Below are 23,544 nucleotides of genomic sequence, written 5' to 3'. Positions count from 1 at the left end.
CGCCGGATGATCCACAGCGAGGAGAGCGTCACCGCCGAACTGGACCGCGTGCGTCAGCGCCCGCCGGCCGAGTCCGCTCCACCGGTTCTGGCCACGTTCACCGCCCATGTCGCCGAGGGCTCCCCCGAGGCTTACACAGAGCGGGTGCGTCAGGTCCTTTCGGCCGCGCTCGAGCTGGCCTGCACGGCGGAGTTCGGCGACGAGGACCTGCCTGCGGACGAGTTCCCGGACTGGTTCACGGCAATTTCCACGCGTGACGGTGAGGACGTTCAGGATCTCACCCGGGACGGCCGCGCCTCGTATGTGAACCGCGGGGGCGGAAACCCCTGGACCTTGCAGAACTGGATCTTCCGATTCGACCCGGACGATGATTCACGCGGCTGGGAGTTCTGGGACGTCGTCCCGGTCGGCCCGTCGCAGGTCCGGGTCTGGGTCGACAGCTGGGGAGAGTCCTTCTTCGGATCTCTCGAACTGCTGTGGCTGCTGTACACGGCGGGTGCCGCGCACGTCGAGGGACCCGAGGTCCACAAGGCGAGCGCCTGGGTGTCCGAGGCGTACGAGCGGTGACGGAGAACGAAGATGTCCGCGTCGTGCGGGCGGCCTACACGGACTCCGTGATCACGGTGTACCAGGCGTATCCGCCCGAGATCGCCGAGTCCGCCCTGCGGGCCGGGACGTTCGTGGCACCGTTCAAGCGCGAACGCATGACGTGGATCAAGCCGTCGTTCCTGTGGATGATGTACCGCTGCGGCTGGGCCCGGAAGCCGAATCAGGAACGTGTCCTGCGCATCGACATCGACCGGGCGGGGTTCGAGTGGGCGCTGGAGCACTCGGCCCTCAGTCACTTCCAGCGGGATGTACACGCGGACCGGGACGAGTGGCGTGCGCAGGTCGCCGAGTGCCCGGTGCGCGTGCAGTGGGACCCGGACCGGTCGGTCCATCTGGAGCCGCAGCCCTGGCGTGCCATTCAGGTCGGCCTGTCCGGCGAGGCCGTGGACCGTTACGTGGACCATTGGATCGCGGACCTGGCGGACGTCACCGAACTGGCCCGGTCGGTCCACTCCGCCGTGCTGGACGGTCGAACCGAGGACGCGCTGGGTCATCTCCCGGCCGAGCGCCCTTACCCGCTTCCGGAGCATCTGCGCCGACGGCTCGGAGCGGACGGCTGACCGGTTGGCGTTCACCCACGCGTACGGACTGCGCATCGGCCCTTGGGGACTCGTCGCCCGCGTCTCCCTCGACGTCCAGCCTCTGGGCGAGCCGCCGGGCGAGGCGAGGCGGGTCGACGACTCGCCCGTCTGGTGGGTGCCACCGCCGGGGCTCGCCCCGGCGGACGAGGAGTGGATGCGGTTCGGCCTCGGGCTGGTCGCCGACCAGCTCGGCGCGGTGCTCGTGCGCGTGCTCGCCTGGGATGTGCCGATGCTGACGGACTACCAGGACGAGGTCGCCGCCGCGGCCCTCATCGAGTGCCTGCGGGACAACTGCGGCATCGGCGGTGTCGACATCGGCGTCACGTTCGACCGCGAACGGAACCGCTACGAGTTCACCTGGGGCGAGGGCGGAGAGCGGCCGGAGGCCGGCACCGGCTGAGGGGGCTCCGGCCGCTCCGTCGGGGTCAGGCGAGGCGGATCATGTTCCAGGACAGTGGTTCCAGTACGGCGGTCAGGTGGCCGTTCGTGAGGGTCGTGGTGTCGATGCCGTGGGGGGTGACGCGCTCGGGGTCGGTGAGGGTGTTGCGGGCGTCGGGGTCGGTGTCCGCGAGGGCGCTGTGTTCGACGACCCGGGTCAGGTCCAGGGCGCCCAGGGCTACCTCCAGGGGCAGCGCCTCGGTGCGGCTGCGGTTGACGGCGAAGACGGTGACGGTGCCGTCCTCGGCGCGTACGGCGGTGGCGTGCAGCAGGTCCGTCTCGCCGTATTTCTTCGTCTCGTACGTCGGGGAGTCGACGCGTACGTCGAGGACCTCGCCGCGGCCGTGCTTCGAGGCCTGGGCGAAGGGGAAGAACGTCGTCTGCCGCCAGGCGGGGCCGCCGGGCTCGGTCATGATCGGGGCGATCACGTTGACGAGCTGGGCGAGGCAGGCGACCGTCACCCGGTCGGCGTGGCGGAGCAGGGCGATGAGCAGGGAGCCGAAGACGACGGCGTCCGTGACGCTGTAGTTGTCCTCCAGCAGGCGCGGGGCCTCCGGCCAGTCGAGGGCGCTCACCTGCGCCTCGGTGCGGGACAGGTACCAGACGTTCCACTCGTCGAAGGAGAGGTTGATCTTCTTCTTCGACTTCAGCCGGGCGCCGACGTGGTCGCAGGTGGCCACGACGTTGTCGATGAAGGACTCCATGTCGACGGCCGACGCGAGGAACGAGTCGACGTCGCCGTCGAGCGGTTCGTAGTAGGCGTGCAGGGAGATGTAGTCGACGAGGTCGTACGTCTCCTCGAGGACGGTCGCCTCCCACTCGGCGAAGGTCTCCATGGCCTGGCCGGAGCTGCCGCAGGCGACGAGTTCGACGGACGGGTCGATCTGGCGCATGGCGCGGGCGGTCTCGGCGGCGAGGCGGCCGTACTCCTTTGCCGTCTTGTGGCCGGTCTGCCAGGGGCCGTCCATCTCGTTGCCGAGGCACCACAGGCGGATGCCGAAGGGGTCCTTGTCGCCGTGGCCGATCCGGCGGTCGGACAGCTCCGTGCCCGACGGGTGGTTGGCGTACTCCTGGAGCTCGATGGCCTCGGCGACACCGCGCGTACCGAGGTTGACGGCCATCATGGGCTCGGCCTGGGGGCCGACCTTCTTCAGGAACGCGATGTACTCGGACAGGCCGAAGCGGTTGGACTCCGTCGTGCGCCAGGCCAGGTCGAGCCGGCGGGGGCGCTGGTCGACGGGGCCGACGGAGTCCTCCCACTTGTAGCCGGAGACGAAGTTGCCGCCGGGGTAGCGGATGGCGGTGACGCCGAGTTCGCGGACGAGGTCCAGGACGTCCTGGCGCAGGCCCGCGTCGTCCGCGGTGGGGTGGCCGGGTTCGAAGATGCCGGTGTAGACGCAGCGGCCGAGGTGTTCGACGAAGGAGCCGAAGAGGCGGGGGTTGACCTTGCCTACGGTGAACGCGGGGTCGAGGGTGAAGCGGGCGGGGCGCATGGTCGCCTTTCCGTGTGCGGGGCTTGTGTTTCGTTGGCGGGTGCGGGTGCGTGGGGGTGTTCGCGCAGTTCCCCGCGCCCCTAAGCGGCGTTCGGCCAGCCGTCCTTCGTCCAGCGGAGCTTGTTCAAGCCCAGCTTTGGCGTGCCTTCGTCCTCGGCGTCGTAGTAGTGGTACGCCAGCCAGTCCTTGCCCTTGTCCCGGAACACCGACTGGCCGCCGGTGCCGATGAAGCGGCCGTGGCCCTCCAGGACGAGGTCGCCGCCGCCCTCCAGCATCGGCTTGCCCGTGCTGTCGGTGTACGGGCCGGTGATCTTCGTGGAGCGGCCGACCTTGATCTTGTAGGTGGAGTTCACGCCGGAGCAGCAGGCGTCGTAGGACGCGAAGAGGTAGTAGTGGCGGCCGTGCTTGACGATGTACGGGCCTTCGACGGCGTAGGGGGCGTCGGGGCGGGTCGCCAGGTGGTGGACGGTCGCTCCCGGGAGCGCCTTGCCGGTCTCCGGGTCCAGTTGCACCATGCGGATGCCGGTCCAGTAGGAGCCGAAGGACATCCACAGCCTGCCGTCGGCCCGGATGATCGCGGGGTCGATGGCGTTCCAGGTGTCGGTGCGTTCGGAGGTGAAGACCTTGCCGTGGTCGGTCCAGGTGCCGGGGCGGCCGGAGGCGGAGGTGGCGACGCCGATCGCGGAGTGGTTGCTGCCCCAGGAGGAGACGGCGTAGTAGAGCCAGTAGCGGCCGTCGCGGTAGGAGAGGTCGGGGGCCCACGGGTCGGCCTTGTCGTTGTACTCGTACCACCAGGCCGGCGGCTCGGCGAAGGCGTTGCCCGCGTCGGCCCAGTGCCTGCCGTCCGAGGAGAGGCGGGCGCCGATGATGCCGCCGGTGGAGTAGGCGACGTAGCCGCCGGACTTCAGGCGGGAGACGGTGGGGTCGTGGATGATCTGCCGGCCGGTGATGGGGCGGGGGTCGGGGTAGGTCTCCGCGGCCTGTGCCGTGTGGGGCAGCAGGGCCATGAGGGTCGCCGTCGTGACGGCGGTGAGGGTCGTGCGCACGGTCACTGTCCCGCCAATCCCGTGTAGGCGACGCCCGCCACGATCTGCCGCTGGAAGAAGACGAAGACGACGATCAGGGGCAGGCCCGCCATCAGGCCGCCGGCCATGAGCTGGGCCCACTGGATGCCGTAGGAGTTCATGACGGTCGCGATGCCGTTCGGCATGGTCATCAGGTCGGGGTTGTTGGTCACCATGTAGGGCCAGAGGAAGTTGTTCCAGGAGGCGATGAAGGTGAAGATGCCGACCGCGGCGAGGGAGGGGCGGGCCAGCGGGACGACGATGGTGAAGAAGACCCGCCAGCGGCCCGCGCCGTCGATGAACGCGGCCTCCTCCAGTTCGCGCGGGACGCCCTGGAAGAACTTGTAGAGGATGTAGACCATCGCGGCGGGCGCGCACTGCGGCAGGATCATGCCCCAGTAGGTGTCGACCATCCCCATCTGCTGGACGGTGGTGAACAGCGGGACGCCGAGGACCGCCGGGGAGACCATCAGGCCCGCCATGACCACGCCGAGCAGCGCGCTCTTGCCGCGGAACTCGGTGCGGGCGAAGCCGTATCCGGCGAGCGCGGAGACGACCAGCACGATGGTGGTCACGCAGACGGAGACGACGAGGGAGTTCACGAACCAGTTGGTGATGTTGCCGGTCTCGAAGATCGCCGACCAGGCCTGGCCCGTCCACTCCTCGGGCAGCCAGTGCGCCGGCACCGCGACCGCCTCGGTCTCCGGCTTGAGCGAGGTGAACAGCGCCCAGGCGAGCGGGGAGAGGAACACCACGGAGACGGCGGCGCCGAGGAGGGTGAGGACGATCTGGCTGGGTGTCCAGGCCCTGCGCGGTTTGACGCGGACCTGTGCGGCGGTGCTCATCGGCCGCCCTCCTCACGGTTGCGCAGCAGCCACATCCGCGCGATGGCGACGGCCGCGATGATCACGAAGAAGATGATGGAGACGGCGGAGGCGTAGCCCACGCGGTAGCTGGTGAAGCCCTGTTCGAGGGTGTACTGCACGAAGGTCCTGGTGCTGTTCTCCGGTCCCGGCCCGAAGTCCATCATCACGACGGCCTGGTCGAAGACCTGGAGCGAGGCGAGGATCTGCAGGGCGACGACGAGGCCGGTGATGTTGCGCAGCATCGGCAGGGTGATGCGCACCATGCGGTGCCAGGCGTTGGCACCGTCCAGCTTGGCGGCCTCGTAGAGGTGGTCGGGGATGCCCTGGAGGGCGGCGAGGTAGAGCAGGAAGCTGAAGCCGACCGTCCACCACAGGGTGGTGATGACGATGGCGAGCATGGCGTACGACTTGTCGAAGAGCCAGGGCGTCTCGATGCCGAAGACGTGGTTGATCATTCCCGTGCCGGGGTTGAACAGCCACTGCCACAGGTTGCCCGCGACGGTGGACGGCAGCAGGAACGGGGCGAAGAAGCACAGCCGCCACAGCCATTTCCCGCGTTCGATGTGGTGGGCGAGCATCGCGAGGAGGAAGGCGAGGACGGTGATGCAGGGGACCACCAGAAGGGTGAAGTACGCGCTGTGGCCCAGCGCGTCCCACATCAGCGGGTCCTGGAGGGCCTCGCGGTAGTTGTCGAGGCCGACGAAGCCCGCGCCCTCGCCGGAGATGTTGGCGTCCGTGAAGCTGAGCCAGACGCCGCGCAGCAGCGGCCAGATCACGAACAGCGCGAACAGTGCCAGGAACGGGGCGACGAACCAGCCGCCGTGCTGGAGTCCCTGCCTGCGGCGGACGGTGGCGCTCGCCGCGGCGGTCTTCGCGCGGGCCGGTGCGATGACGGTCTCTGCGCTGGTCGTCGTCATGCGACCGCACCTCCCTGCGCGGCGGTCCGGCCGTCCATGGGGTTCTTCATGGCGAGCAGTTCGGTGAGCGCGCTCTTCATGCGGCGGGCGGCGGTGTCCGGCTTGGCGGAGCCCATGGTCGAGGAGACGACGATCGGGCCGACGCGCTGGGCGAGGATGCCGGTGGAGCCGGCGAACCACACCTTCGGCTCGGTGGCCTGGTGGTCCATCGCGGAGACGTACTCGCTCTGCGGGTCGAGCTTCCGGTAGGCGGCCGTGGACAGGGTGGGCGTGTAGGCGGGGATGTGTCCGCCGGCGGCCCACTGCCGGGCGTGCTTGATGACGTAGGCGGCGAGCCGGTGCGCGGCCTCGTTCCCGGCGCCGCCGCGGCCGGCCTGGTGCGGGAGCACGAAGGCGTGCGACTCGGCGTGGGTGGCCTGCTTGCCGAAGACGGGGGGCAGCGGTGTGGCCCCGTACTCGATCTTCGCGTTGTCGAAGACCGGCACCGACCAGTTGCCCTCCCAGACGAAGGGGGAGCCGTTGAGGAACTGCTCGGCGCCCGCGGCGCCCGCGAAGCCCGGGTCGGCGTATCCGTCGGTGATGTGCCGCCGCAGGAACTCCAGGACCTGCTCGGCCTTGCCGGTGTCGAAGGTGACCTCGGTGCGGGCGTCGTCGAACCAGGTGCCGCCGAGCTGGGTGTAGAAGGCGACGAAGAACCACCACTGGAAGTTCTGGTCGTTGACCCACAGGCCGATGGTCTGGAGTCCCTTCTTCGCGGCCTTCCTGGCTTCCTTCAGCACGTCGAACCACTCGTCGGCGGACGTCGCGGAGACCATCCGCCCGTCGGCGTCGAGCAGGCCGGCCTTGCCCAGTACGTCCTTGCGGTAGAAGCAGAGCTGGACGTGGATGTCGAGCGGGAGGGCGTACAGCTTGCCGTCGATCACGGCGCGCTGCCACAGGGCGGGGTTGAAGTCCCGTTCGTGGACGCCGTACTCGGCGAGCAGGTCGACGTCCCACGGGTCGAGGAGGCGGCCGGGTGAGAAGCCGGTGACCCGCCCGAGGTGCATGACGCCGAGGTCGGGGGCCCGGTTGCCCGCCGCGGCCATGGCCAGCTTGGTGTAGAAGGGGCTGCCCCACTGGAGGGTGGAGTCCTTCACCGCGATGTCCGGGTGCTCCGCGCGGAAGGCGTCCAGCATCGCGATCATGTTGGAGCCGTCGCCGCCGCTGAAGAGGTTCCAGTAGCGCACCCGGGTGCGGGCGCCGGAGGCGAGGGCGTCGGCGCCGGTGCCGAGCGCGGCGAAGCCGAGGCTTCCGGCGACCGTCAGGCCTCCGAGTGTGGCCAGCAATTGCCTGCGGTTCAGGCCAGGTTGTCCCATTCCCTGCCCTTACTGTTCGAGGTTCCGTCGAGACACGTCACACGAGGTTTGAATACGCTTGTTCGAGATATCGGATGCCGCTCGTAACTTCGAACGGACCGTAAGGTGGGAGCGAGCGCACGTCAATGGGTTGCACACGAACTTCCGAAACAGCGTGGTCCTGCTCAGGACCGGCCGCGTACTCTCGGACCCGTCGCCGGACCGCGGTGAGGCGGCGGCGAGAAGGGAGCACGAGTGGACATCCCGGGCGCGCGGCAGAAGGCGGGCCGGATCGCCACGGCACTGCGGCGCGCGCGGACCGGCGCCGCGATGCGCGACCTGGCCGCCGAACTCCACACCGCCCTGCGGGACCGGCCCGCGCCCCCCGCCGACGTACGCGCGGTGTGCCGGGCCGTGTGCGAGGAGATGAGCGCCCGGCGCGACGGGCGGCCCGTGGAGCTGCGCTTCGAACGGTTCCCCGACGAGCTCGAAGTCACCGGTCTGTGGGTGGAGTTCCAGGACTTCGACCTGGTCATCGTCGAGGAACGCGCCGAAGCCCTTCAGCAACTGGTCATCCTGGGCCACGAGTTGTGGCACATGCACGCCGGGCACGGTCACCACCACCTCGGCGGCACCGCCGCCGCGCACGCCCTGGCCGCCGAGCCCGGCTGGCGCGACATCGCCCTCACCATCGCCGCACGCAACGGATCCCGGGAACGGCAGGAGGCGGAGGCGGACGACTTCGGGCACCGGCTGGCGACCGCGTTCCGGCCCCTGGTGACCGGCGGGGGCGGCGCCGACGCGCCCCTCGACCCGATGCAGAGATCCCTCGGTTACCGCGGCCGCCGGGGAGCGGTCCGGTGACGACCCCGGCCGCACCACTGGCGCTGAGCCCCGTGGAGTTCGTCCACGAGTTCTATCCCACCTTCTGGTGGATCCCCGCCGGGATCCTGGCCGCCGCACTGGCGATCAAGCTGCCCAGCATCATCCGGCTGTGGCGGGACCCGCTGATGCGCGCGGTCGGCGGTCTGCTGCTGCTCGCCTGCGCGGTGTTCGTCTTCGTCGCGCCGTCGACGATCGGCTGGGTCAACCGGGTCACCGGCGTGCCGAACATCTCGGCGCCCTGGGTGTACTCCCTGCTCACCGCGTTCTGCAGCTCCTGTCTGCTGCTGATCATCACCTGGCGCAACGGCCTGTCCGACCGCTCGGCCGACACCCGCCGCGCCATGCGCCGGGTGACCGTCGGCTACGCCGGGGTGATCGTGGCGATCTGGGTGCTGTTCCTCCTCGCGGACGTGCCGGAGGAGCGGTTACGGGACCTGGACACGTACTACGCCAACACGCCGTACGCCCGGGAGATGATCCTGCTCTACCTGCTCGCCCACACCGTGGCCGGGCTGATCATCAACGGGCTGATCTGGAACTGGGTCCGCACCGACGGCCTCGACGCCTGGCTGCACGCGGGCCTGAAGTTCCTGGGCGTCGGCTACGCGCTCCAGCTGGTCTTCGACGCCGCCAAGCTGACCGCCGTGGGCGCCCGCTGGGCCGGCCGGAACCTGGACTGGCTGAGCACGGCCGCCGCACCGCCCATCGCCTGCCTGTCCGCGGTGCTCGTCGCGGTCGGCTTCATCCTGCCGCACGCCGGACAGTACCTGCACGACCGCTGGCGGGTCCGGCTCGCCCACCGCGAACTGCGCCCGCTGTACCAGCTGATGAAGAGCGTCAACGGCGGCGGTCTCCCCCGCGTCCTGCGGTCCACCCCCGAACTGCGGCTGATCCGCCGGGAGACCTTCATCCGCGATGTGCTGCTGCCGCTGACCAGGTGCCTGGACGAGGAGCTGCGCGGGCGGTCGTACGCCGCCGCGCTCGCCCTCGGCCACCCGGCGGACCGGGCGAAGGCGCTGGCCGCCGCGGTGACGATCCTGGACGCCGTGGAGAGCCGCGGCCTCGCGCGGGAGCAGTGCGCCGGCGGCCCCTCGGACACCACGGACCTGCTGCGGGAGATCGGGGCCGTGTCCCGGGCGCTGAGGCACGAGGACACCGTCCGCGAGGTACGGGCCCGGGCGACCACTCCCGCGGCGGACGCCCCGGTGTGATTCGGCCATTGTTGTGCGAGCCCCTGACCGTCTTCCTCCATAACACCCGCATTCCTCCCGGCTCGCCTCGCACGCGAGGGCGCCGAAAGGTGGCTCAAGCCAGGCCGGTCTTGGCATGCTGCTGCATCGAACACCCGCGCAGCCACGGGGAGAACCGTGCGTACGAACAGGGAGATGCGTCGCCTCGCCGACGCCCTCGTCGAGCCCATACGCGTGCCGGTTCCCGCGGACCCCGAAGCGGTGTTCCAGGCCGTCGTCGAGTCGGCCATGAGGTGGCGGGGACGGAAGATCGTGGTCCACCGGGAGGTGTTCCCGCCGCACACCGCCAGCGGGCTCTGGCTGGAGGGCGAGAAGCACGACGACGTCGTCGTCGACAAACGGGCCGCCGTATGGCACCAGATCGTGATCTTCTGCCACGAGGTGTGGCACATGCACCAGCGGCAGACCGCCGACCGGCAGGACGGCCACCGGGCGGCCGCCGCGCGCACCGACTTCACCCTCGCCGACGAGCAGGAGGCCGACCGCTTCGGCATGCTGATGGGCCGTCGGCTGCGCGCCCTGCTCGAAGCCTCGGCGGACTCCGTGTACGCGGACCGGGGCGACGACACCCAGGACCTCGCCGGCCGTATCGGGGCCGCGCTCAACTACCGCGGGACCCGGAGATGAGCGCACTGACCAACTACCTCAGCGCCGGGCTGCTCGCCCTCGGCCTGCTGATGAAGTCGCCGGACCTGCTGCGCCACCGGCACGACCCCTACCTGCGGTCCATCTGCACGGTGCTGGGCCTGGCCGGCCTGTGCTTCCTCCTCGGCGCCCCGCCCACCGTCGGCGCCGTCAACCGGATCAGCGGCGTCCCCAACCTGGCGGCGCCGGTGACCTACGTGACGATCACCGCGTACAGCGCCGCCTCCCAGGTGCTGATCGTCCGCTGGCGCGGCGGGCCGGGGGTGCGGCGCACGACCCGGCGCTGGATCCTCGCGTACGCGTGCGTCGTCACCGGCATCGTGACCATGTTCGTGCTCGGCGAGGCCCCCGTGGAGCGCCGCACCGACCTGGACACCTACTACGCGAGCACGCCGTACATCCGCGAGATGATCCTGCTCTACCTGCTCGGCCATCTCACCGCGGTCAGCGTCACCACGGTCTCGGCGCTGCGCTGGGCCCGCCGGGTGCGCGGCTGGCTGCGGACGGGCCTGGTGACGCTCGGCCTCGGCACCCTGTGCGGCGCCGGGTACAGCGGGACCAAGCTCGTCGCCATGGCCGCCCGCTGGAGCGGCCGGGACTGGTCCGCGCTCGACCGGACCGTCTCACCGGCGGCGGCCGGGCTGGGCGCGCTCGTGACGGTCGCCGGCATCCTGCTCCCGCTCGCCGGACCCCGGCTGACCGAATGGCGCCGGGCCCGGCTCGCCTACGCCCGTCTCGAACCCCTGGAGCGCGAACTGGACGACATCCTCGCCCGCCGTGCCCTGCGCCTGCCGCGCCCGCGCTGGGCCTCCCCCACCACCCGGCTGGTGTGGCGCCAGACCAGCATCCACAACGCCCTCGGCTACCTGGACGCGTACGTCGACCGGGAGCTGTACGAGGAGACCCTGCGCACCGCGCTGCGCGCCACGGGCGATCCGGAGCGGGCCGCGGCCATGGCGTGGGCGACGGTCATCGCGGCGGCGGTGCGGGACGCGGCGGACGTGCCGGACGTGCCGGACGCGGCCCACCCGGCGGACCCGGCGGGCGTCCGGTACCCCGGCCCGTCCGGACGTCTCCCCGACCGGGCGCCCGAACCGGCCGCCCTCGGGGACATCGCCGACGCCCTGGTCACCGCCCCGCTCGGCCTCCACGCCGACCCGCCGCTGCCGGCCAACGCCGCCCGGAGCCACCCCGCATGAGCCTTGTCGTCTATCTGGCGGGCGGTGCGCTCGCCCTGGCCGCCGTCGTGCTGTTCCGCCGGCCGCGCACCCCGGCGCGCAATCCGCTGACCGTGTCCACCTGCGTGGCGATCCTGCTCGGCGCGATCGTGTTCTGCTGCTCCGCGCCGATGACCCTGGCCGCCGTGAACGACCTCACCGGCGTCCCGAACTTCGGCGCCCCGCTGACCTACGGCATGCTCTCGGCGTACAGCTGCTCCCTGCTGATCCTGCTGGTCAACTGGCGGGGCGGGGCCCGGGAACGGGTGCGGCGGCTGATCCGGCGCAGCATCGCCGCCTACGGCGCCCTCGTCGTGGCCATCGTCGTGCTGTTCACCCTCGCGGACGCGCGCACCGAGCGGCTGACCGACCTCGACACCTACTACGCGAACACGCCGTACATGCGCGAGATGATCGTGCTGTACCTGCTCGGACACACCGCCGCCATGGTGGCGATGTGCCTCGTGTGCCTGAAGTGGGGGCGCGAGGTCACCGGGCTGCTGCGGACCGGGCTGCGGCTGATCCTCACCGGGGCGCTGCTGGACCTGCTGGGCTTCCAGCTCGCCAAGTACACGGCGGTCGTGGCCCGTTGGACGGGGCACGACCTCGACTTCCTCTCCACCAGCGTCGCCCCGCCGATGGCCTCGCTCGGCGGCCTGGTCTGCTCCGCCGGGTTCGTGCTCCCGCGGCTGCTGCCCGCGGCCGTGGCGCACTGGCACGGGCTGCGGGACTACTGGCGGCTGGGGCCGCTGTGGAACCGGGTGGAGTTCGTCTCGACGGCCCCGAAGCCGCCCGCGTCCTGGTGGCAGCTGCCGCTGGAGCGGCTGCACTGGCGGGAGGTGGCCATCCACGACGCGCTGCTCGCCCTCGCCCCGTACTTCGACGACCGGGTGCGGCAGACGGCCCTGTCGGCCGCCCTGGGCGACGGCCGCCCGGCGCACGAGGCGCGGGTCGCCGCGGAGGCGGCCATGCTCGACGCCGCCGCGCACCGGGCCGCCGCCCGCGAGGAGCCGCTGCCCACGCCGAGCACCTACCGGCTGCACGCCACGGAGGTCTCCGGGGCGGGCGGGCTGGTCGAGTTGGCGCGGGCGCTCGGCGGAACTCCCGCCGCGGACACGGTGAGTGAAGGTACGGTGAGAGCCTTCCCTGACTGAATGTGTTCGGTCATGTGCCGTCACGGCCGAGCCTTCACGGCCGAGTGCGAGGAGCCACATGTCGCGTAGAGCTGTCGTCGTCGGTGCCGGCCTGGCCGGCATGCTGGCCGCGGCCACGTTGTCCACCGTCGTGGACGAGGTGATCGTCTGGGACCGGGACGACCTTCCCGACGGACCGGAGCACCGCAAGGGGCTGCCGCAGGGCCGCCACGCGCACCTGCTCATGGCCGGCGGCCTCGCCGCGATGGAGGACCTGGTGCCGGGCGTGAGCATGCGGGAGCACCTGCTCGCCGCGGGCGCCCGGGAGATCTCGCTCGCCTCGGGCATGGTGTCCCTGACCTCCGAGGGCTGGTTCCGGCGCTGGCGCAGCCCGGGGCCGCGGATGCTGACGTGCAGCCGGGCCCTGCTGGACTGGGCGGTACGGGACGCGGTGCTGGCGAACACCGGGGTGAAGCTCCGCAAGGGGCAGGTCCTCGAAGTGGCCGGAAACGCACGGCGGGTCGAGGGGGTGCGGGTGTCGACGCCGAGCGGCGACGAGGACATCGACGCCGATTTCGTGGTCGACGCGAGCGGTCGCGGTTCACGCGTGGACAAGTGGCTGGCGGCGCTCGGCGTCACCGGCGTCCGCGAGCAGACCGTCGACGCCGGACTGGTCAACGCGACGCGGATCTACCGCACACCCGAGGGGGCCGAGGACTTCCCCCTCACCATCGTGCACGCCGACCCCTACCAGGGCCGGCCGGGCCGCAGCGGGATGGTCCTGCCCATCGAGGGCGGCCGCTGGATGGCGAGCCTCGCCGGCACCCGGGGCGGCGGTGAACCGCCGTCCGACCCGGACGCGTTCCTCCGGTACGCGCTGGACCTGCCGCACCCCATAGTGGGGCGGCTCATCGCCGCTGCCGAACCGCTCACCGACGTGCACGTCAGCCGCAGCACCAGCAACCACCGGCGCTACCTGGAGAAGACCCGCCAGTGGCCCGAGCGGTTCGTCGTCCTCGGCGACGCGCTGGCCACCTTCAACCCCGCCTACGGCCAGGGCATGTCCGTGGCGGCGCTCGGCGCGCGGGTCCTGAGCCGGGAACTGGGCCGCGCCGGGCTCACCGGGCCCGGCCTCGCCCGGCGCGTGCAGCGCGGGGCCGCCGGCGCCGTCCAGGCCGCCTGGACCATGGCGGTCGGCCAGGACGTCTGGTACCCCGGGACGCGCGGCGGTGCGCCGGGGCTCGCGGACCGTCTGGTGACGCGGTACTCGCGCCGGATGATGCGCGCGACGACCGGCTCGTACAGCGCGGCGACCGCGGTGTGGGACCTCACCAGCATGACGGCGGGACCGGGACGGCTGCTGCGGCCCTCCGCGGTCCTGGCGGCGACGGTCGGCCCGGTCAAGCGCCCGCTGGCGGGACCGCCGTTGACCGCGGCGGAGCTGAAGGTGGCGGGGCTGGCGTAAGGGCGCCTCGGGCTACCCCTCGAACGCCGGCTGCGGCAGGCCCTGGCCGGCCCCCGGGATCACCAGCAGCGACCCCGACAGCGGGTGCGGTGCCGTGAGGCCCACGCGCGCCGTCGTTATGTACAGGTCCGTCAGGCCGGGGCCGCCGAAGGCGCAGGCCGTGACCCTGGGGGTGGGGAGGGGGAGCACCCGGTCCAGGTCGCCGGCCGGCGTGTAGCGGCGGATCGCCCCGCCGTCCCACAGGGCCACCCACACGCAGCCGTCGGCGTCGACGGTGAGGCCGTCGGGGAAGCCCGCGCCCTCCTCGATCTCCGTTAGGGGGCGGCGGTTGCCGATCCGGGGGCCGTCGACGTCGAACACGTCGACGCGGCGGGTCGGCGAGTCGACGTAGTACATGCGGCGGCCGTCCGGGCTCCAGCCCGTGCCGTTGCTCACCGCCACGTCGTCGAGCACGACGTCCACGGTGCCGTCGGCGCTCACCCGGGACAGCGTGCCGCCGCCCGGCGCCTCGTCGTAGCGCATCGTGCCCGCCCACAGCGCCCCGTCGGGGGCGACGGCGGCGTCGTTGGCGCGGCGGCCGGGGACGGGCTCGTGGTGCAGCCAGCGGAAGGCGCCGTCGGGGTCGAGGAGACCGACGCCGTCGCGGAGGTTGAGGACCAGTCCGCCGTTCGCCCGCGGCTTCACCGCGCCGACGTGCTGTTCCGTCGTACGGATGGTGCGGCGGCCGGTCGACGGCTCGTAGGTGTGGACGCGGGAGCCCAGGATGTCGAGCCACAGCAGGCGGCCCCGGGCCGCGTCCCAGGTGGGGCCCTCGCCCAGGGCCGCCTCGGCGCGGACCGCGGCCTCGTACGCCGTCATGCCGCACCCCGGTGGCCGAGCCGCTCGGACAGGTCGGCGGCGCCCTTGGCGGCGAGCTGCTCCAGTTCGGCGCGGCGCTCGTCGCTCCAGCGGATCATCGGCACCGAGATGGACAGCGCGGCCACGACCCGGCCGGTGCGGTCGTGGACGGGCGCGGCCACACAGCTGACGTCCGGGTTGGACTCGCGGCTCTCCACGGCGATGCCGCGGCGGCGGATTTCGGCCAGAGCCTCGCGCAGCGCCGCCGGTTCGGTGATGCTGTTCGGCGTCATCGCGACCAGTTCCGCACTGTCGGGGACGCGGGCCGCGAGTTCCTGCTCGGGGAGGGAGGCCAGCAGCATCTTGCCGACGGAGGTGCAGTGGGCGGGCAGGCGGCGGCCGGCCGCCGAGACCATGCGCACCGCGTGGGTGGAGTCGACCTTGGCGATGTAGATGACGTCGGTGCCTTCGAGGATGGCGACGTGCACGGTCTCGTCGCAGGTCTCGGCGACGGTCCGGGCGACCTGCTGGCCCTCGGCGGCGAGGTCGAGCTGTTCGGCGTAGCGGCTGCCGAGCTGGTACGGGCGTACGCCGAGCCGGTAGCGTCCGGGCTGGCCGGGCACCGCGGTGATGTACTGCCGGGCGGCGAGCGTGGTGACCAGCTCGTGGACGGTGGTGCGGGGCAGCTGGAGCTTGCGGACGATGTCGGGCGCGGACAGTGTGCCGTCCCCGTCGAGGAAGAGCTCCAGGATGTCGAGAGCCCGGGTCACGGCAGGTACGAGGCGTCCCACGACCGGCCCCCTCCCTGTGTTCGAAATTTCAACTGACGGTCGGAATAGCGAACACAGGCTACTCATGGACTCTTCGGCGGGGCAATGGTCCTGCGTCAGCCGTCCCGCAGGTACGCGAACGCCTCCTGGAGCAGGCCGTGGGCGGCGGCCGGGCCGCGCCGCTCCTCCGGGAGCGCGGTGTACGCGAACAGCGCCGAGCGCAGCGCGCCGACGGCCGCGCGGGCGAGCACGGCGGCGCGCAGCCGGCTGGCCGTCCGCGGGTCCTGCGCGGTCAGCCGCTCCAGCAGGGCTTCCGCGAGGCCGGTCTCGAACTTGCTCAGGACGGGCAGGAACTGCCGCACCTGCCGGCCGGGGAAGCGCTGCGGCGGCCCGCTGAACATCAGGCCGACACCGCCGCCGGCGGCGAGTTCCAGGGCCGCGCCGAGGACGGCGGCGTACGGGTCCTCCTCCGCGGGGCGGGCGACGACCTTGGCCCGGACCACCGGGATCAGGTCGAGGATCTCGTCGAGGACCAGGTCCTCCTTGGAGGGGAAGTAGCGGAAGAAGGTCCGCTCGGTGACCCCGGCCGCGGCCGCGATGTCCCGGACGGTCGTCCCGGCGTACCCGCGCTCCTCGAACATGCGGTGGGCGGCCTCCTGGAGGGCCTTCCGGGTCGCCGCCTTGTGCGCCTCACGCCGGCCCTGCGGCTCGGCGGCGGGGGTGTCGAGGGTTGCCATGCGGGGAGTATCGCAGGCCTGAAACCGACGGTAAAGAATCTGTCAGTCATGACACTTTGGCTATGCTGTCAGTCATGACACTTTTACGGAGGGGGCGCGTGTCCCGCAGAGCGCGCCTCGTCGCCCTCGCGGCGATCGGCGCGGTGCTGGTCACCGGCGGTGTCGCGGAGGCGGTGGCCCGCCACTACGCCGCGGACCGGTTCGCCGACCGGATGGAGAAGCGGCTGCACACCGGGCTCGACGTCGGCTTCGGCTCCACCCCGGTGACACTGCAGCTGGCGCGCGGCACCTTCCCGCGTGTGGAGGTCTCCGGCGAGGGCGCCACCTTCCGCCGGTTCAGCGGGGTCGACCTGCACGCCGAGCTGGCCGACGTCGTCCGTACCGGCGACGGCCTGTCGGTGCGGGACAGCCGGGTGAGCGCCGAACTGGCCGGCGAGGCCCTCGCGAACGCGGTGAGCACCATGACCGGCGGCGCTCTCGGCCAGGCGACCGTGACCCCGGACCCCGACGCGCAGGAACTGGTGGTGCACGCGGGGCCCGCCGGGCGGATCGCCATCGGTTTCCGGCCGGTCCTGGAGGGCGACGGCATCCGCTTCGAGCGCACCACCGTGCGGATCGGCGAGCGGGTCGTCCCGGACGCCCTCGCCGGTCAGCTGCTCGGGGACACCCCGCAGGAACTCGACCTGGCCGAGCTGCCGCTCGAACTGGCGCCGGAGCGCGTCACGGTCACCCCCGACGGGCTCCGGCTGGAGCTGGCGGGAGGCCGCACCACCGTGAAGGCCTGACCGACCGCACCCGAGCAACCCCCACGCCCCCACACCCCCGGCACCTGCCACTACTGCACGAGGAGCGTTTCCGTGGCGACTTGGCTCTATCGGCTCGGGCTCGGCGCCCACCGTCGCCGACGGCTGGTCCTGGCCGTCTGGCTGGCCGTACTGGCCGCCGCCGTCGGCACGCTGATGGCCGTCGGCGGCAAGCTCGACAACGAGTTCACCATCCCCGGCTCCGAATCCCAGCAGGCCCAGGACACGATGGCCGAGGACTTCCCGGCCGCCGCCGGCACCAGCGCCCAGATCGTGTTCACCGCGCCCGAGGGGTCCAAGGTCAGCGATCCCGCCGCGGCGCAGGCCGTCCAGCGCACCCTGGCCGCCGCCCAGGACGCCCCCCAGGTCGCCGCGGTGATCCCGCCCGACAAGGCCGGCACGGTCACCCCCGACGGCCGTACCGCCCTGGCCCAGGTCAACTACGACGTCACCCGCTCCGCCCTCGACGACGGCACGCTCGACGCGCTGGAGGAGACCACGAAGGCCGCCGAGGAAGCGGGCCTCGAGGTCTCCGTCGGCGGACAGGCGTACGGCAACGGGGTGCTCACCCCCAGCGTCCTCGAACTGCTCGGCGTCGTCGTCGCGCTGATCGTGCTCGTCATCACCTTCGGCTCGCTGCTCGCCGCCGGGATGCCGCTGATCACCGCGTTCGCCGGCATCGGCACCGGGCTGGTCGGGCTGCTCGCGGTCTCCTCCGCGGTGACGGTGTCGTCGACCGCGCTGAGCCTGTCGCTGATGCTGGGCCTCGCGGTCGGCATCGACTACGCCCTGTTCGTGCTCTCCCGGCACCGCACCCAGCTCGCCCAGGGCATGGACCCGCGCGAGTCGGCGGGACGGGCGGTCGGCACGGCGGGCAGCGCGGTGGTGTTCGCCGGGACGACGGTGATCATCGCCCTGGTCGGGCTGGCCGTCGTACGGATCCCGTTCCTGACGGTGATGGGGCTCAGCGCCGCGGCGACCGTGCTCATCGCCGTGCTCGTCGCGGTCACCCTGCTGCCCGCGCTGTTCGGCTTCGCGGGCGCCCGGCTCGCCCCGCGCCCGGGATCCCGGGCGGCCCGGCGGGCGGCCGGCGGCACGGACACCACGGAAGGCGCGGAGGGTGTGGAGGCGGAGTCCTCCGCCGAGGAACCCGCCGGGTCCTCGGCCCGGAAGCCCGCCGCCGAAGGGTCCTCCACCGCCGAGCCCCCCGCCGTCATGGGCCGGCGCTGGGCCCGGCTGGTCACCCGGCGCCCCCTGCTCTTCCTGCTCGCCACGGTCGCGGCCCTGGTCACGGTGGCCGTGCCCGCCGCCGATCTGCGGCTCGCGCTGCCCGACAACGGCACCGCCGCGCACGACACCCCGCAGCGCGAGACGTACGACACCGTCGGCGAGGCCTTCGGGCCCGGCTTCAACGGGCCGCTGCTGATCCTCGCCGAGGCGGACGCCTCCGGGCCGGAAGGGCAGCAGCAGGCCGGCGCGGTGGCCGCGCGGCTGAAGGAACTGCCCGGGGTGGTGAAGGTCGGACAGCCGCAGTACGCGCCGGAGTCCGGGCGGGCGGTGATCCAGGTGGTGCCCGACGGCGGCCCGCAGGACGAGGCCACCCAGGACCTGGTGGACGCGATCCGCGGGGACGCGGACGCGATCGAGCGGGAGACGGGCGCCTCGGTGTCCGTGACCGGCACGACGGCCATCGGCATCGACGTCTCCGACCGGCTGCGCGCGTCGCTGCTGCCGTTCGCGGCGGTGGTCGTCGGGCTCTGCCTGATCCTGTTGCTGCTGGTGTTCCGCTCGCTGGTGGTCCCGGTGAAGGCGACGGTGGGATTCCTGCTGTCGGTCGGCGCGTCGTTCGGCGCGGTCGTGGCGGTGTTCCAGTGGGGCTGGCTGGCCGACGCGCTGGGCGTGGCCCGGACCGGACCGGTCGTCAGCTTCCTGCCGATCGTGCTGATGGCAGTGCTGTTCGGACTGGCCATGGACTACGAGGTGTTCCTCGTGTCCAGCATGCGCGAGGAATGGGTGCGCACGCGGAAGGCCAAGGAGGCGGTGGTCGAGGGGGCGGGGCACGCCTCACGGGTGGTGACGGCCGCGGCGCTCATCATGTTCTTCGTGTTCGCCAGCTTCGTGACGACGGAGGACGCGATCGTGAAACCGATCGCCTTCTCGCTGGCGTTCGGGGTGCTGGTGGACGCCTTCGTCGTCCGTATGACGCTGGTGCCGGCGGTGCTGGCCATGGTGGGCCGCGGCGCCTGGTGGCTGCCACGCGGGCTGGACCGGGTGTTGCCGGACCTGGACATCGAAGGCGCGCGATTGCACGACGGCGCGCCGCCGGAAAAAAGTGAAACACCTCATGAGATGAAAGTGAGCCAGGTCACCGTCGACTGAAAACAAGACGCCACTGGCTGAATTACAGACCGAAATCGGGCCTGCTTTCCGGCGATCGCCGGAAGGCAGGCCGTCGTTTTTCGGCCGCCTATTGTTACCACTCAAGAAATTAACTCCGGAACATTTGATTCCACTCAAGAACCTGTGTTTGACTGAGGGCACGAAACATCGACAACCCTTCTGGCCTGCGCAAAGTCGCACAGAGCCGGGTTTCCCCGTTTCCCAGCGCTTCAATGCGCCTTCATGCACGATTCCCACATCCAACCCTCCTGCGGCCATTTTCCTATGCCCGAAGAAAAGGAATCAAGCATGCACATCGAAGAAAAGATTGCCCCTGCCCCGCGCGGCCTGCGTGCCGCCGCCCGCCCCGTCATCACCGGATCCTCCCATTCCTTTCCGGGGACTCGGAGCAGCCAGGACGAGCTGTGGCAGGACTTTTTCCACGAGCACTACGACGGTTATCCGCTGGCCCGGCGGATATTCCAGAATTCCGGAATCAGCTCCCGGTCCACGGCCGTCGACCCGCGTGCCGAGAAGGAAGTCTCCCAGTGGAGCACCGGCCAGCGGATGGCCCGCTACATCGAGGAGGCCGTCCCGCTCGGCAAGCGCACCGTCTCCCAGGCCCTGGAGTCGGCCGGCCTGGCCCCGCAGGACGTCGGCCTGCTGGCGGTGGCGTCCTGTACCGGCTACACCACGCCCGGACTGGACCTGAGGCTCGCCGACGAGCTGGGCATGAGCAGCAAGGTCCAGCGGCTGTTCATCGGCCACATGGGCTGTTACGCCGCCGTCCCGTCGCTCGGCGCGGTCTCCGACTTCGTCGCCTCGCGCGGCCGCCCGGCCGTGCTGCTGTGCCTCGAACTCACCTCGCTGCACGTCCAGCCGCCCAGCAAGGACATCGAACAGGTCGTGGCGCACGCCCTGTTCGCGGACGCCGCCGCCGCGGTCGTCCTGGAGCCCGACGCGGGCAGCGGCTACGAGGTGATCGACGTCGTCGCGATCACCGACCACTCCACCGCCGACCACATGAGCTGGCAGATCACCGACCTCGGCTTCAAGATGGGCCTGTCGCCCAAGGTGCCGGACGTGCTGGCGCAGTACGTCGGCGAGGTGGTCCGCGACCAGCTGCTCGCCCCGCACGGGCTCACCCCCGAGGAGGTCACCGGCTGGGCGGTGCACCCCGGCGGCAAGCGGATCCTGGAGGTCGTCGGCGAGCGGCTGAACCTGCCGGCCGGCGCCCTGGACGCCTCGTACGGCGTCCTCGACGAGTGCGGCAACTGCTCCTCCCCCACCGTCCTGATGGTGCTCCAGCGGCTGCCCGAGACGAACGGCCCCGTGGTCGCCATGGCCTTCGGTCCCGGTCTGACGCTGTACGCGGCCCTGCTGCGCCGCTCCTGAGGCGCGCCGCGCCCTTTCCGCTCGACCGCCCGACGGACCACCGCACCACGGACGCACGGAAGGAAACAGCTGCGCCATGTCCACCCAGACCCAGCCGGGCCAGGTCTTCGTCACCGGCACCGGACGCTGTGGCTCGACCCTCGTCTCGGAACTGCTGCGCGAGCACCCGCAGGTGCTCAGCCTGTCCGAGCTGTTCAACCACCTCACGGACATGTACCGCCTCACCGCCCGGGTCTTCCCCGAAGGCCCGATCACGGCGGCGGAGTTCTGGCGGATCCTGTCCTCCCGCAACACCGTCAACCGCCTGCTGACCGCCAACGGACTGGCCCCCAAGGAAGTCCTCTACCGCCCGTCGCCGGCCACCCGCTTCCAGGCCGACACCGGCATCCCGGCCGTCCTGCTGACCACCCTGCCGCACCTGAGCGAATCGCCCGACGAGCTGTACGACGAACTGGAGGCGGCCGTCGCCTCGTTCCCCGAGGCCGGCGTCGGCGAGCACTACCTGCGGCTGTTCTCCTGGCTGTGCGCCCGCTTCGGCAAGACCCTGTGGGCCGAGCGCAGCGGCGGCTCGCTGATCCTCGCCGGGCAGTTCCGCGACCACTTCCCCGACGCCCGCTACCTGCACATCGTGCGTGACGGCCGGGACACCGCGCTGTCGATGAGCCGGCACAACGGCTTCCGGATGGCGGCGGTGGTGATGGCCCTGCACCTCACCCTGGGCCACGACCCGTACGCCGAGGAGGCGAACGGGAACACCGAACGCGACCTCGGCTTCGTACCGGAGGAGCTGCTGCCGTTCCTGCCGGAACGTTTCGACGCCGAGGCGGTGCGCGACTACCGGCTGCCGGTGTCGCTGTTCGGCACCTACTGGGCCGACGAGATGAAACGCGGCATGGAGGCGATGTCCGCGCTGCCGCGGGAGAACGTGCTGCACGTCTGGTACGAGGACCTGCTCGCCTCGCCCGAGGAGTCGCTGCACCGGATCGCCGAGTTCCTCGGCCCGGACTTCGTGGACGCCGACTGGGAGCGCCTGGCCGCGGCCAAGGTGGGCGCGCCCTCCTCCACCTGGCGTGATCTGCCCGACGCCGAACGCGAGGAACTGGACCAGGCGTGCGCCCCCGGCTTCTCGGTGCTCGCCGCGCACGGCGTCGTCCCCACGACCGGCGCCGGTACGACGGACAAGACCGCCTCGACGGCAAGGAGTGGCGCATGAGCAGGCGAGCCCCCCTCACCCAGGGCGCCACGGTCTGGCTGACCGGGCTGCCCAGCTCCGGCAAGACGACCCTGGCGCAGGCCCTGGCCAGCCGCCTCACCCGGGAAGGACACCGGGTCGAGGTGCTGGACGGCGACGAGATCCGCACCTTCCTCAGCGCGGGCCTCGGCTTCACCCGCGAGGACCGCGACACCAACGTGCAGCGCATCGGGCTGGTCGCCGAGGTGCTGGCGCGCAACGGCATCCTCGTCCTGGTCCCGGTGATCGCCCCGTACGAGGACAGCCGCGAGGCGGTGCGCAAGCGGCACGAGGCGAGCGGCACCCCGTACCTGGAGGTGCATGTCGCCACCCCGCTCCAGGTGTGCGCGGTCCGCGACGTGAAGGGCCTGTACGCGCAGGCCCGCGCCGGGCGGCTGTCCGGGCTGACCGGCATCGACGACCCGTACGAGCCGCCGCAGTCGCCGGACGCCAAGGTGGAGACCCAGCTGCAGTCCGTGGGCGAGTCGGTGGACGTCGTGCACGCGCTGATGGCGGAACGGGGGCTGCTGTGACGGCGGTGGCGCCCCTCCTCACCCACACCGACGTCCTGGAGTCGGAGGCCGTGCACATCTTCCGGGAGGTGGCCGGCGAGTTCGAGAAGCCCGTGCTGCTGTTCTCCGGCGGCAAGGACTCGGTCGTCATGCTCCATCTGGCGCTCAAGGCGTTCGCGCCCGCGCCGGTGCCGTTCGCGCTGCTGCACGTCGACACCGGGCACAACTTCCCCGAGGTGCTGGCCTATCGGGACCGGGTCGTCGCCGAGCACGGCCTCACCCTGCACGTGGCCTCCGTGCAGGACTACATCGACCGCGGGGAGCTGCGCGAACGCCCCGACGGCACCCGCAACCCGCTGCAGACCAAGCCCCTGCTGGACGCCATCACCGGTGGCGGCTTCGACGCGGTGTTCGGCGGCGGGCGGCGCGACGAGGAGAAGGCCCGCGCCAAGGAGCGGGTGTTCTCGCTGCGTGACGAGTTCGGCACCTGGGACCCGCGCCGCCAGCGGCCCGAGCTGTGGCAGCTGTACAACGGCCGCCACCTGCCCGGCGAGCACGTCCGCGTCTTCCCGCTGTCGAACTGGACCGAGCTGGACGTGTGGCAGTACATCGCCCGCGAGCGGATCGAGCTGCCGGAGATCTACTTCGCGCACGAGCGGGAGGTGTTCCTGCGCTCCGGGATGTGGCTGGCGCCCGGCGAGTGGGGCGGCCCGAAGGACGGCGAGCCGGTGGAGAGGCGCCGGGTGCGCTACCGGACCGTCGGCGACATGTCCTGCACCGGCGCGGTGCTGTCCGAGGCGGCCGGAGTGGACGAGGTGATCGCCGAGATCACCGCGTCCCGGCTCACCGAGCGCGGTGCCACCCGCGCCGACGACAAGCTCTCCGAGGCCGCCATGGAGGACCGCAAACGCGAGGGGTACTTCTGAGATGACGGCAGACGTGTCGGCGTACGGCCACCCCCCGCATTTCACCGCCGCCCTCAT

At 71.7% G+C, this 23,544-nt stretch carries 23 protein-coding genes; 15 read left to right on the top strand and 8 right to left on the bottom strand.

The annotated features are described in order from the left end of the window. Positions 1 to 6: 6 nt before the first annotated feature. The 3 genes from AMK31_RS03195 to AMK31_RS03185 are packed head-to-tail and all read left to right on the top strand — an operon-like array spanning position 7 to position 1,590. Entirely contained in the window at positions 7 to 567 is a 561-nt protein-coding gene (locus tag AMK31_RS03195; RefSeq protein WP_073938748.1) for a hypothetical protein, read from the top strand. After that, entirely contained in the window at positions 564 to 1,169 is a 606-nt protein-coding gene (locus AMK31_RS03190; protein ID WP_073938747.1) for a DUF4291 domain-containing protein, read from the top strand. Before AMK31_RS03195 ends, AMK31_RS03190 begins: the two co-directional genes overlap by 4 nt. Positions 1,170 to 1,173: 4 nt before the next feature. Further along, positions 1,174 to 1,590, top strand: a complete 417-nt coding sequence (locus AMK31_RS03185; protein ID WP_073938746.1) for a hypothetical protein — start codon at positions 1,174 to 1,176, stop codon at positions 1,588 to 1,590. A gap of 25 nt (positions 1,591 to 1,615) precedes the next feature. On the opposite strand, the gene arfA is transcribed toward AMK31_RS03185, so the two are convergent. From arfA to AMK31_RS03160, 5 genes are all read right to left on the bottom strand, one after another. Continuing rightward, entirely contained in the window at positions 1,616 to 3,121 is a 1,506-nt protein-coding gene (gene arfA / locus AMK31_RS03180) for an arabinosylfuranosidase ArfA (RefSeq protein WP_073938745.1), read from the bottom strand. Positions 3,122 to 3,201: 80 nt separating this feature from the next. Continuing rightward, complete coding sequence (locus AMK31_RS03175; protein ID WP_073938974.1) at positions 3,202 to 4,128, bottom strand: arabinan endo-1,5-alpha-L-arabinosidase; 927 nt, start codon at positions 4,126 to 4,128, stop codon at positions 3,202 to 3,204. A 41-nt stretch (positions 4,129 to 4,169) separates the two neighbouring features. Continuing rightward, positions 4,170 to 5,030, bottom strand: a complete 861-nt coding sequence (locus AMK31_RS03170; RefSeq protein ID WP_073938744.1) for a carbohydrate ABC transporter permease — start codon at positions 5,028 to 5,030, stop codon at positions 4,170 to 4,172. Next, positions 5,027 to 5,968 carry a carbohydrate ABC transporter permease gene (locus AMK31_RS03165; RefSeq protein ID WP_073938743.1) on the bottom strand — a complete coding sequence of 314 codons (942 nt, stop codon included), beginning with the start codon at positions 5,966 to 5,968 and terminating at the stop codon, positions 5,027 to 5,029. Before AMK31_RS03165 ends, AMK31_RS03170 begins: the two co-directional genes overlap by 4 nt. Continuing rightward, a complete protein-coding gene (locus AMK31_RS03160; RefSeq protein ID WP_073938742.1) occupies positions 5,965 to 7,323 on the bottom strand; it encodes an extracellular solute-binding protein in 1,359 nt (452 codons plus the stop codon). Before AMK31_RS03160 ends, AMK31_RS03165 begins: the two co-directional genes overlap by 4 nt. A gap of 234 nt (positions 7,324 to 7,557) precedes the next feature. On the opposite strand from AMK31_RS03160, the gene AMK31_RS03155 reads away from it, so the two are divergent. The 6 genes from AMK31_RS03155 to AMK31_RS03130 all read left to right on the top strand — a co-directional run bounded on the left by AMK31_RS03155 (position 7,558) and on the right by AMK31_RS03130 (position 13,897). Beyond that, complete coding sequence (locus AMK31_RS03155; RefSeq protein WP_198948406.1) at positions 7,558 to 8,166, top strand: toxin-antitoxin system, toxin component family protein; 609 nt, start codon at positions 7,558 to 7,560, stop codon at positions 8,164 to 8,166. Continuing rightward, positions 8,163 to 9,398, top strand: coding sequence for an MAB_1171c family putative transporter (locus tag AMK31_RS03150; RefSeq protein WP_385311318.1), 1,236 nt, complete (start codon positions 8,163 to 8,165; stop codon positions 9,396 to 9,398). The genes AMK31_RS03155 and AMK31_RS03150 overlap by 4 nt, the downstream gene beginning before the upstream one ends. 156 nt (positions 9,399 to 9,554) lie before the next feature. After that, the gene (locus AMK31_RS03145) at positions 9,555 to 10,064 is read left to right on the top strand and encodes a toxin (protein ID WP_073938741.1); all 510 of its coding nucleotides are present in this window, start codon (positions 9,555 to 9,557) and stop codon (positions 10,062 to 10,064) included. Further along, positions 10,061 to 11,281, top strand: coding sequence for an MAB_1171c family putative transporter (locus AMK31_RS03140; RefSeq protein ID WP_073938740.1), 1,221 nt, complete (start codon positions 10,061 to 10,063; stop codon positions 11,279 to 11,281). Before AMK31_RS03145 ends, AMK31_RS03140 begins: the two co-directional genes overlap by 4 nt. Continuing rightward, complete coding sequence (locus AMK31_RS03135) at positions 11,278 to 12,453, top strand: MAB_1171c family putative transporter (protein WP_073938739.1); 1,176 nt, start codon at positions 11,278 to 11,280, stop codon at positions 12,451 to 12,453. The genes AMK31_RS03140 and AMK31_RS03135 overlap by 4 nt, the downstream gene beginning before the upstream one ends. A gap of 58 nt (positions 12,454 to 12,511) precedes the next feature. Next, a complete protein-coding gene (locus AMK31_RS03130) occupies positions 12,512 to 13,897 on the top strand; it encodes an FAD-dependent oxidoreductase (protein ID WP_073938738.1) in 1,386 nt (461 codons plus the stop codon). Positions 13,898 to 13,909: 12 nt separating this feature from the next. Here the strand turns inward: AMK31_RS03130 and AMK31_RS03125 are convergent, their stop codons facing one another. From AMK31_RS03125 to AMK31_RS03115, 3 genes are all read right to left on the bottom strand, one after another. Continuing rightward, a complete protein-coding gene (locus tag AMK31_RS03125) occupies positions 13,910 to 14,755 on the bottom strand; it encodes an SMP-30/gluconolactonase/LRE family protein (RefSeq protein ID WP_073938737.1) in 846 nt (281 codons plus the stop codon). Further along, positions 14,752 to 15,525: an IclR family transcriptional regulator gene (locus tag AMK31_RS03120; RefSeq protein ID WP_073938736.1), complete on the bottom strand. Its 774-nt coding sequence runs from the start codon at positions 15,523 to 15,525 to the stop codon at positions 14,752 to 14,754. The genes AMK31_RS03125 and AMK31_RS03120 overlap by 4 nt, the downstream gene beginning before the upstream one ends. Positions 15,526 to 15,620: 95 nt before the next feature. Next, on the bottom strand, positions 15,621 to 16,241 hold the full coding sequence (locus AMK31_RS03115) for a TetR/AcrR family transcriptional regulator (RefSeq protein ID WP_073938735.1): 621 nt from the start codon (positions 16,239 to 16,241) through the stop codon (positions 15,621 to 15,623). A gap of 98 nt (positions 16,242 to 16,339) precedes the next feature. On the opposite strand from AMK31_RS03115, the gene AMK31_RS03110 reads away from it, so the two are divergent. From AMK31_RS03110 to cysD, 6 genes are all read left to right on the top strand, one after another. Then, the gene (locus AMK31_RS03110) at positions 16,340 to 17,026 is read left to right on the top strand and encodes an LmeA family phospholipid-binding protein (RefSeq protein ID WP_073938734.1); all 687 of its coding nucleotides are present in this window, start codon (positions 16,340 to 16,342) and stop codon (positions 17,024 to 17,026) included. Positions 17,027 to 17,098: 72 nt separating this feature from the next. Beyond that, on the top strand, positions 17,099 to 19,423 hold the full coding sequence (locus tag AMK31_RS03105) for an MMPL family transporter (protein ID WP_073938733.1): 2,325 nt from the start codon (positions 17,099 to 17,101) through the stop codon (positions 19,421 to 19,423). 309 nt (positions 19,424 to 19,732) lie between these two features. Next, a complete protein-coding gene (locus tag AMK31_RS03100; protein ID WP_073938732.1) occupies positions 19,733 to 20,818 on the top strand; it encodes a type III polyketide synthase in 1,086 nt (361 codons plus the stop codon). A gap of 76 nt (positions 20,819 to 20,894) precedes the next feature. Next, positions 20,895 to 22,031 (top strand): sulfotransferase family protein, encoded by a 1,137-nt coding sequence (locus AMK31_RS03095; RefSeq protein ID WP_073938731.1) that lies wholly within the window; start codon positions 20,895 to 20,897, stop codon positions 22,029 to 22,031. Next, a complete protein-coding gene (cysC, locus tag AMK31_RS03090; protein WP_073938730.1) occupies positions 22,028 to 22,582 on the top strand; it encodes an adenylyl-sulfate kinase in 555 nt (184 codons plus the stop codon). The genes AMK31_RS03095 and cysC overlap by 4 nt, the downstream gene beginning before the upstream one ends. Continuing rightward, positions 22,579 to 23,487: a sulfate adenylyltransferase subunit CysD gene (gene cysD / locus AMK31_RS03085; protein WP_073938729.1), complete on the top strand. Its 909-nt coding sequence runs from the start codon at positions 22,579 to 22,581 to the stop codon at positions 23,485 to 23,487. Before cysC ends, cysD begins: the two co-directional genes overlap by 4 nt. The last annotated feature ends 57 nt before the right edge of the window (positions 23,488 to 23,544 follow it).

It is taken from the genome of Streptomyces sp. TSRI0107, assembly GCF_001905845.1.
GTDB lineage: Bacteria > Actinomycetota > Actinomycetes > Streptomycetales > Streptomycetaceae > Streptomyces.
This window is presented reverse-complemented; position numbering and strand designations above follow the sequence as displayed.